Genomic DNA, 7,496 nt, shown 5'->3' with positions numbered 1-7,496 from the left:
ATATTAATATTTATATAATTATAATGTTAAATATTTAGATTGATCAATCGGTTGCGTTTTGTTATTTATTCAATAAATTTAATTTTTACTTTAGAACAACCGCTAAAAATGAAAAATATTGATATGAGAATTGAATGAAGATAGATTTGTTTATTCTTTTATGAGGTATCTAAACAAGAAATTCCTCCCTCAAAGGGGTAAATGCATCAATCAATTTTCCCTCCTCAAGACATTTCACCCCATGGAAAATATTAGGTTGTGCAAAAAAGCCATCCCCTTCATGCAAAATGTTTGTCTCTCCATTTACTGTGACTTCAAACTTTCCTGAAGCAACATAGGTGATCTGAGAGTGAAAATGCTGGTGTAAAGCTCCTATTGCTCCTTTCTCAAACTTTACAATCACCATCATGATCTGGGCATTGTATCCAACAAACTGTCTTGAAACACCATTTCCTACATCTTCCCAATCAGAGTTTCCATTAAAGAAAGAGTCTTTTTTAAAATCCATTTTTACTTTTTTAAATTGAAATTTTGTAAAATCTCGAAGAGTACTTTATTTAATATACTTCTCCAAACCTGTCTTCATACTTTTCAAAGAAGCTGCTGCCAGTTTTGCAATAGATTCGGCTCCCAGTTTTGACAAGTGAGTATCATCATCTTTTCCTTCCGGGTAATAAGCTTCATCTCCTTTTTTATAATGAAGATGTAGTTTTTTTGAATTTTCCGGACCATAAGAAATCTCCAGTTGTTCCGATAATAACTGTAAATCAACAAAAGGAACCTGAAGATCATTAGCTACCATTCTGACTACCAAAGGATATTCTTTATGGGTATCTACCAAAACTCCGTTTTCATTAAAGTTTCTTCTCACAATAGAAGTGAGTAGAATAGGAGTCGCCCCTTTTGACCTGGCTTCGGTTACGTATCTTTCAAGATTGGCTCTGTATTGAGTATATGGATTGGTGAATCGTGCCGAGTCATTGATTTTTTGGTCATTATGTCCAAACTGGATGATCACAAAATCCCCTTTCTTAAGCTGATTCATCACTTTATTCCATCTTCCTTCCTTTCTGAAGCTTTTTGAACTTCTCCCGTTGGTTGCGTGGTTCTGAATAGAAATTCCGGAATTTAAAAGAGAGGGAAGCATCTGTCCCCAGCCATGTTCCGGGTTTTTATCCGGGTTTTCTTTATTGGCCATCGTTGAATCACCAATCAGAAATAGGGTAGGTTGTTGTGCCCATGTCATGATTGACAGGAAGAGAAGAAGTAGGGTAAGCCTTTTATGCATAGTTGTTTTTAAATTTTTTTTTTGTTCAGCAATTCAATAATTAAGGGTTCCAGCCATCCAATATTTTTTCCAGGGTGTAATTTTTCAGATCTTTTTGGGTGAGCTGATGAGACCAGTTGATACGTTTTGAAGTGTTTCCGCCTTCCCCTTTACTTCCGGACTCTGCATAATAGGCGGTTTTTTCCTTATCAGGGAACATTTTATCGCCTTTCCATGGATTCCAGCCTTCAGGGATAATATGTTTTCCCATTTCTGTATTGATAAACACTGTTTTGGCGTAGGGTCTCCAAGGTCTTCCCAAATACACTTTGCTAACACCATCTTTTGCGACTAGTGTACAGTGTAAGAATACAAAACCATATTTTCTGTCAATTTCGGTGGCTGCTGCAGTGATATAAGAATCAGCAAGACTTTTAATGGTACAGTTTTTAAATACGGCAGTAGCCTGTCCGAAAATGAAATCTGTAGTTCCTTCTATATAGCAGTTTTCAAAATATTGCCTGCTGTGATTGGTAGCAGCATATATGGTGTCCTGGCAGCCCAAAACAGCAGCGTTGGTGATGATAAAACGATCGCCTTCTACATGAAGGGCAACAGCCTGCCCTTCGTTGCATGAGCTGTTTTGAATGGTAAGATTATGAATTTTAATATCATCCGCCATTACCAATACCGTATATGAATTGAAAGTCGTCATCTTTTCATTGAAGGCATCCGGCTTTCCTGAGAAATCATTATGGGTAATGATCGTATTTTTCTTATTTTCACCTTCCAGAGTGATTTTATGTTTCGAAGAGGGAATCACTAGCTTTTCATGATAGATTCCCGACTTTATTTTGATCAAAGCCTCAGCGGATCCGAGATCTCTTATAGAATTGATGGCTTTTTGAATGGTGGTAAAATCTCCATTTCCTTTCTGATCAACTGTAATGGTAATGTATGGTTCATCCGCCCATAGAAGTGGAGCTGCTGTTATGAATAGAATTAAAAGTAATTTTTTCATACCATTTATTGGGTGCGTTTGAGCTTAAGAGCTATTTTAAAACTTTATTTAAAAAATCTACCGTATAGTTCAGGGTTTCTGTAAACCAGGGTTCTGCCGACCAGAATGAATGCGGCGAATCTTTGATCTCATGAAATTCGGTAGGAATGTTATAAGACCGCAGTTTCTTCATCATATCATCTCTTCCTGCATGGAATCTGGGCTGCGAACTGTTGATAAAAAGAGTAGGCGGTGTATGCTGATCCACATATTCAAGGGGTGAGGCTTCCGTCCAGTTTTTGAGATTGATCTCCCGGTCACCACCCAACCAGTAAGAGGCATAGGTACTTTCTTCAGCTTCCGGATGAACAAACGAAACAATACCATCAACATTGATGATCGCCTTTATTTTATTTTTGGCTTTTACACCTACCAAGGTGGCCATCTGTGCGCCGGCAGATTCACCTAAAACCACTATTTTATCTTTATCTAAGGTATATTTTCTGTTGTTTTTCCTGATCCATTGAATGGCAGTTTCAACATCTTCAATCCCCGCAGGATATTTGGAAATATCTGCAAGACGATACCCAACAGCAATGACGACAAAGCCTTTTGATGCCAGCTCCATTGCCATGTATTTTTCATTTTCCTTACTTCCGGAAATCCAGCCTCCACCATGTACCATAGCGATTCCTGCATGTTTTTTGGAAGAGTCAAGAGGGTAGTAAACATCAGCTTTTAAAGAGATTCCATCAGGAGCGCCATATTCAACATCTTTGTCGATTCTGATATTGGGAGGGATGGGGCGGTCAATAGGAGTAATGAAGCTGTGTTTCTTTTTAAGTTTTTCAAAAGTCCCTTCAGTGGTGTAAGGAGCAGCATTCGGTCTGCTAGTCTGCCCGAATGCCATCATCCCTACAAAGAAAATAGAAATATAAGTATGTCTTTTGTTAAAAATCATGAGCCGAATTCTAATATTTTGAAACCTTTAAAATGTGTAATGGTTTGAATTATATTATTTAACTGCATTCTTAGGCACGTCTGTTCCTACAGAAAGTAAACTTTTGTCAGCTAGTATTTCTTTTGACAAGACTACAGTTCCGGTTTTGTTTCCTAAAACTTTGATATAAGGTTTAGTTGGGGATTCAAATTTTACGGAAGCAAGATTGATATTTTTACTGTTGTAAACCGTAGCACCTGTACCTTCAGTATATTTCAACGTTACATTTTTCAATTGAATTCCGTCTGCATCCACAATAGTGAGTGCTTTTTTGGTATCAAATTTTGAATCTTCAATCACGATATTTTTAAGGTTCATTTCAGCCAGACCAAATAGGGTGATGGCTTCATAAGAATTAACGGCATTGATGTTTTTAAAGAAGATATTTCTGAAAATAGGAGTTTCTTCCGTTACAGGATACACTTTTTCCGGGGTCTTATTTCCTTCCTGTTTTTGTCCTTCTTCTAAAACCGGGGAAGAACCTTCGTAAAACATATTGAAACCAATCGTTTGGGTAGGAATATTAATCATATCAATATTTTTAATGTAAATATTTTCTACAATTCCGCCTCTTCCACGGGTTGTTTTAAAACGAAGCCCGATATCTGTTCCGATGAAAGTACAATCAGATACATGAATATTTCTGGCTCCACCGGACATTTCACTTCCTACCACAAATCCTCCATGACCGTGATACACAACATTATTTTTGATGATCACGTTTTCTGTAGGCATTCCTCTTTTTCTGCCATCCTCATTTTTCCCGGATTTGATACAGATAGCATCATCACCCACATCAAATGTATTGTCATAGATCAGAACATTTTTGCAGGATTCAAGATCTACACCATCACCGTTTTGCGAAAACCAGGGATTTCTGACAGTCAGATTTCTTAGGATTACGTTGGAACACATCAATGGATGCAGGTTCCACGCCGGGGAATTCTGGAAAGTAGGACCATCTAACAATACTTTGTCGCAACCTACCAGACTTACCATCACCGGACGCAGAAAATCTTTTACAGTGGTCAGTTCGTCTTTGGATATTTTATCAGGAACATTGAAGCTTGAGCTGCTTTCAAATCCTTTTTTATAACTCTCTGAAGGATACCATGTTTTGCCGTCGGAAGATAGAATTCCACCCGATTTGATGATTTCTTTCCATTCAGATTCTGCAACTTTGCTTTTTTTGATGGCTCTCCATGCATCACCGCTTCCATCTATGACTCCTTTTCCTGTAATGGCAATATTTGTAGCATTTTTTGCGGAGATAGGAGACTGGCATCGAATGGTATTGAGCCCCTCAAAACTTACATCTACCAAAGGATAATCATTTTTATCCTTACTGAAAATAATGAACGCTCCTTCTTCTACATGAAGATTGATATTGCTTTTCAGCTCAATAGGACCTGTTAACCAAATTCCCCTTGGTACCACCAGTTTTCCGCCTCCTTTTTTACTAAGGTCTTCAATGGCTTTTTTGAAGGCGGCTGTATTTTTTACATTCCCCCCTGAGATTCCGCCAAATTGTGTAATGGAAACTGTTTGAGCAGGAAAAGAGGTTTCTGCAACCTGAGGCATTGTAAACTCAATGTTTTTGTAAATATCCAGGTTCTGGGCAAAAGCCTGCCCCGAAAACATCATTGCTGCGGCTAAGCCGATAATTATAAGTGACTTCTTCATGTTATTTTTTTTGAGTTTTAATTATTTTTTTAAATTCCTGATAGACCAATGTAGCGACTGCTTTTGCTCCTTCAGGCTGAAAATGGGTATTGTCTTTCTGTCCTTTTGGATAGGCTTCATATACGTTCTCCGGAAGGTTCATGAAATAATGACTGGTGGTAAAATCCTGTCCTTTTTTTGTAAAATAATCCATCGACAATCTATTAAGATCTATATAGGGAACATTCATTTCCTTTGCAATATCAATTGGGGCCTGCCAGTACTCTCCATGTACATTTTCCAGTTTTCCGTCTTTCCAGGGGTAATTTCTGGCGACCGGAGTTACAATAACGGGATTTCCTCCTTTCTGCCTCGTCTGAGAAACGAATAAACGTAAAAATTCTTTATACCCCTGAATATTTACATAGCGTTCCGGATGCTTTTCTGAACCGTCGTTATGCCCGAACTGCATGATCACATAATCACCTGCCTGAAGGTGTTCATAGACATACCGCCATCTTCCTTCCTGGAAAAAAGTTCGTGTGCTTCTTCCACCGTGAGCCCTGTCAATAACCGCCACAGAATCAGTTGTGATAAAGGGCTTCAGAGATTGAATACTGTCTTTTACAAAAAATGGCTGAAAAACCTGTCCCCAGCCTGTGATGGGATATCTGACTTTCATATAGTCTTTTCCGGGATCATAGTCTCCGGTATAATCAGCCATTGTGGAATCTCCGATAAGGTAAATATGGGTTACTTTTTTATCCGCTTTTATAGTCGTACTTTTTGCTTTATTCTGTGACTGACATGCTGACAGAAGTAAGGTACTTAATAAAAATAAAACGGGTTTATATATTCTTTTCTTCATGATTATTTTTGTTGGATAATCGGAAAGGCATCATTTTTATTCTCCATTTTACTTCTTAGTTATTCTGAACCAATCAAAATCGGCATATCCTCCTCTTGGTGCCTTTGTCGTACTTATGCTATAAAGTCCTACTTTTGCACCAATCCATTTTCCCGGTTTTGCCTGGAAAACTTCACCTGCTTTGATGAAATTTTTACCATTTTCGCTGTAACTGAACTGACATAATCCATTAGGCTCGGTTACATTCACTTTTAAATACACCTCATTGCTTTTCAACTGAGTTTCCCAGTGTATTTTCTCCTCACCGCCTTTATCTGCTTTTTCAGCTTTCCTTAGCTGTACATAATAACCATCCGATTTGTTGGTGATAACCAGTGATGCATGGTCCAGTCCCATGATCAATAATCCTGCAGTCTTGCCATCTTTAGCTTCTTCGGGAACTAATTTTACCTTTGTAGTAGCAGCAAAATTCGGAGCCGGGAATTTTTGGGTTAACAGATTCGGAACATTCCACAGGTTTTTTTCACCTTCAGGAATTTTTATTGAGAATAATCTTAAAAATTGCTGTCCGGGAAGTTTGGAGGACCATACAATATTTTCGTTGGCACTCCATTGCCATTGTAAGCCTAATTTTTTTCCATCAAATTCGTCGGTCTCAGAAGGAGTAACTATAGGTGACGATTGTCCGGTATCAGGTTTTTTATAGCTTACAACAGGCTCTCCGATTCCGTTTTTATTAGAGTCTGTTCCCATTACAGGCCAGTCTTTTTCCCATTTCATAGGCTGGAGATGAACAATTCTTCCTCCTGCATCTACATCCTGAAAATGATAGAACCAGTCTTCTCCGGATGGGGTATCCACCCATGCTCCCTGATGAGGTCCATTGATGGCTGTTGAACCCTGTTCCAGAACAATTTTTTCTTCGTAAGGGCCATAGATATTTTTTGATCTCAACGCAAGCTGCCAACCTGTTGCGACACCACCTGCCGGAGCAAAAATATAATAATAGCCGTTTCGTTTATATATTTTGGGGCCTTCAACAGTAGGATGGGCATCATGACCGTCAAAAACATGAATTCCTTTATCGAGTACTTTTGTTCCCTCAGGATTCATTTTATTGAGGGTTAATATACTTTTTACTCCGGCACGGCTTCCGGCCCAGCCATGAATAAGGTAGGCATTGCCGTCTTCATCCCAGAAAGGACAGGAATCAATCAAGCCTTTTCCTTCCATTACCAACACCGGTTTTTCCCAAACGCCCAGAGGATCTTTAGTTTTTACCATATAAATTCCGAAATCCGGATCACCCCAGTAAATGTAAAATTCTCCTTTATGAAACCTGATGCTGGGAGCCCAAACACCATCGCCTCTTTTGGGGGTTGAAAAGTGTTCCAGAGGTAAGATATCCTGAATGGCGTAATTAACCAGTTTCCAGTTGATCATATCTTTGGAATGAAGAATAGGCAATCCCGGAGCTTCGTTGAAGCTGGAGGCTGTCATATAGTAATCATTCCCCACACGAATCACGTCCGGATCTGAATAGTCGGCATATAAAACGGGATTTCTGTAGTTTTTCCCCTGATCGGCAGTCCATACTTCGGAAACATAGTTTTTCTCCTGTGCCTGAAAATAGGTAGATGCTGCCGAAAAGGCTGTAAGGGCAACGATATTTAAAATACTTTTTGTCTTCATACAATCA

The 7,496-nt window shown here is 38.8% G+C and carries 7 protein-coding genes; all 7 read right to left on the bottom strand.

Going from position 1 to position 7,496, the window contains the following annotated elements:
* Positions 1-169: 169 nt before the first annotated feature.
* The 7 genes from WH267_RS09795 to WH267_RS09765 are packed head-to-tail and all read right to left on the bottom strand — an operon-like array spanning position 170 to position 7,489.
* Positions 170-508: a cupin domain-containing protein gene (locus WH267_RS09795; RefSeq protein ID WP_340007802.1), complete on the bottom strand. Its 339-nt coding sequence runs from the start codon at positions 506-508 to the stop codon at positions 170-172.
* Between the two features lie 45 nt (positions 509-553).
* Positions 554-1,288 (bottom strand): rhamnogalacturonan acetylesterase, encoded by a 735-nt coding sequence (locus WH267_RS09790; RefSeq protein WP_340007800.1) that lies wholly within the window; start codon positions 1,286-1,288, stop codon positions 554-556.
* A 40-nt stretch (positions 1,289-1,328) separates the two neighbouring features.
* Entirely contained in the window at positions 1,329-2,288 is a 960-nt protein-coding gene (locus WH267_RS09785; RefSeq protein WP_340007798.1) for a pectinesterase family protein, read from the bottom strand.
* Positions 2,289-2,319: 31 nt separating this feature from the next.
* Positions 2,320-3,228 carry an alpha/beta hydrolase gene (locus WH267_RS09780; protein ID WP_340007796.1) on the bottom strand — a complete coding sequence of 303 codons (909 nt, stop codon included), beginning with the start codon at positions 3,226-3,228 and terminating at the stop codon, positions 2,320-2,322.
* A 54-nt stretch (positions 3,229-3,282) separates the two neighbouring features.
* Positions 3,283-4,950, bottom strand: coding sequence for a glycoside hydrolase family 28 protein (locus tag WH267_RS09775; RefSeq protein ID WP_340007794.1), 1,668 nt, complete (start codon positions 4,948-4,950; stop codon positions 3,283-3,285).
* 1 nt (position 4,951) lies between these two features.
* Positions 4,952-5,797: a rhamnogalacturonan acetylesterase gene (locus WH267_RS09770; RefSeq protein ID WP_340007792.1), complete on the bottom strand. Its 846-nt coding sequence runs from the start codon at positions 5,795-5,797 to the stop codon at positions 4,952-4,954.
* Between the two features lie 48 nt (positions 5,798-5,845).
* Positions 5,846-7,489: a glycoside hydrolase family 43 protein gene (locus tag WH267_RS09765; protein ID WP_340007790.1), complete on the bottom strand. Its 1,644-nt coding sequence runs from the start codon at positions 7,487-7,489 to the stop codon at positions 5,846-5,848.
* Positions 7,490-7,496: the final 7 nt, after the last annotated feature.

The sequence above is a fragment of the Chryseobacterium sp. MYb328 genome, assembly GCF_037572595.1.
In the GTDB taxonomy this organism is placed as follows: domain Bacteria; phylum Bacteroidota; class Bacteroidia; order Flavobacteriales; family Weeksellaceae; genus Chryseobacterium; species Chryseobacterium pennae.
The sequence above is the reverse complement of the archived record's forward strand: the minus strand, read 5'-3'. Positions and strand labels throughout refer to the sequence as shown.

Excerpts from the sequence above, each read along its gene's own strand:
- WH267_RS09780 (WP_340007796.1), bottom strand. The coding sequence starts at position 3,228 with ATGATTTTTAACAAAAGACATACTTATATTTCTATTTTCTTTGTAGGG.
- WH267_RS09775 (WP_340007794.1), bottom strand. The coding sequence starts at position 4,950 with ATGAAGAAGTCACTTATAATTATCGGCTTAGCCGCAGCAATGATGTTT.
- WH267_RS09785 (WP_340007798.1), bottom strand. The coding sequence starts at position 2,288 with ATGAAAAAATTACTTTTAATTCTATTCATAACAGCAGCTCCACTTCTA.
- WH267_RS09765 (WP_340007790.1), bottom strand. The coding sequence starts at position 7,489 with ATGAAGACAAAAAGTATTTTAAATATCGTTGCCCTTACAGCCTTTTCG.
- WH267_RS09790 (WP_340007800.1), bottom strand. The coding sequence starts at position 1,288 with ATGCATAAAAGGCTTACCCTACTTCTTCTCTTCCTGTCAATCATGACA.
- WH267_RS09770 (WP_340007792.1), bottom strand. The coding sequence starts at position 5,797 with ATGAAGAAAAGAATATATAAACCCGTTTTATTTTTATTAAGTACCTTA.
- WH267_RS09795 (WP_340007802.1), bottom strand. The coding sequence starts at position 508 with ATGGATTTTAAAAAAGACTCTTTCTTTAATGGAAACTCTGATTGGGAA.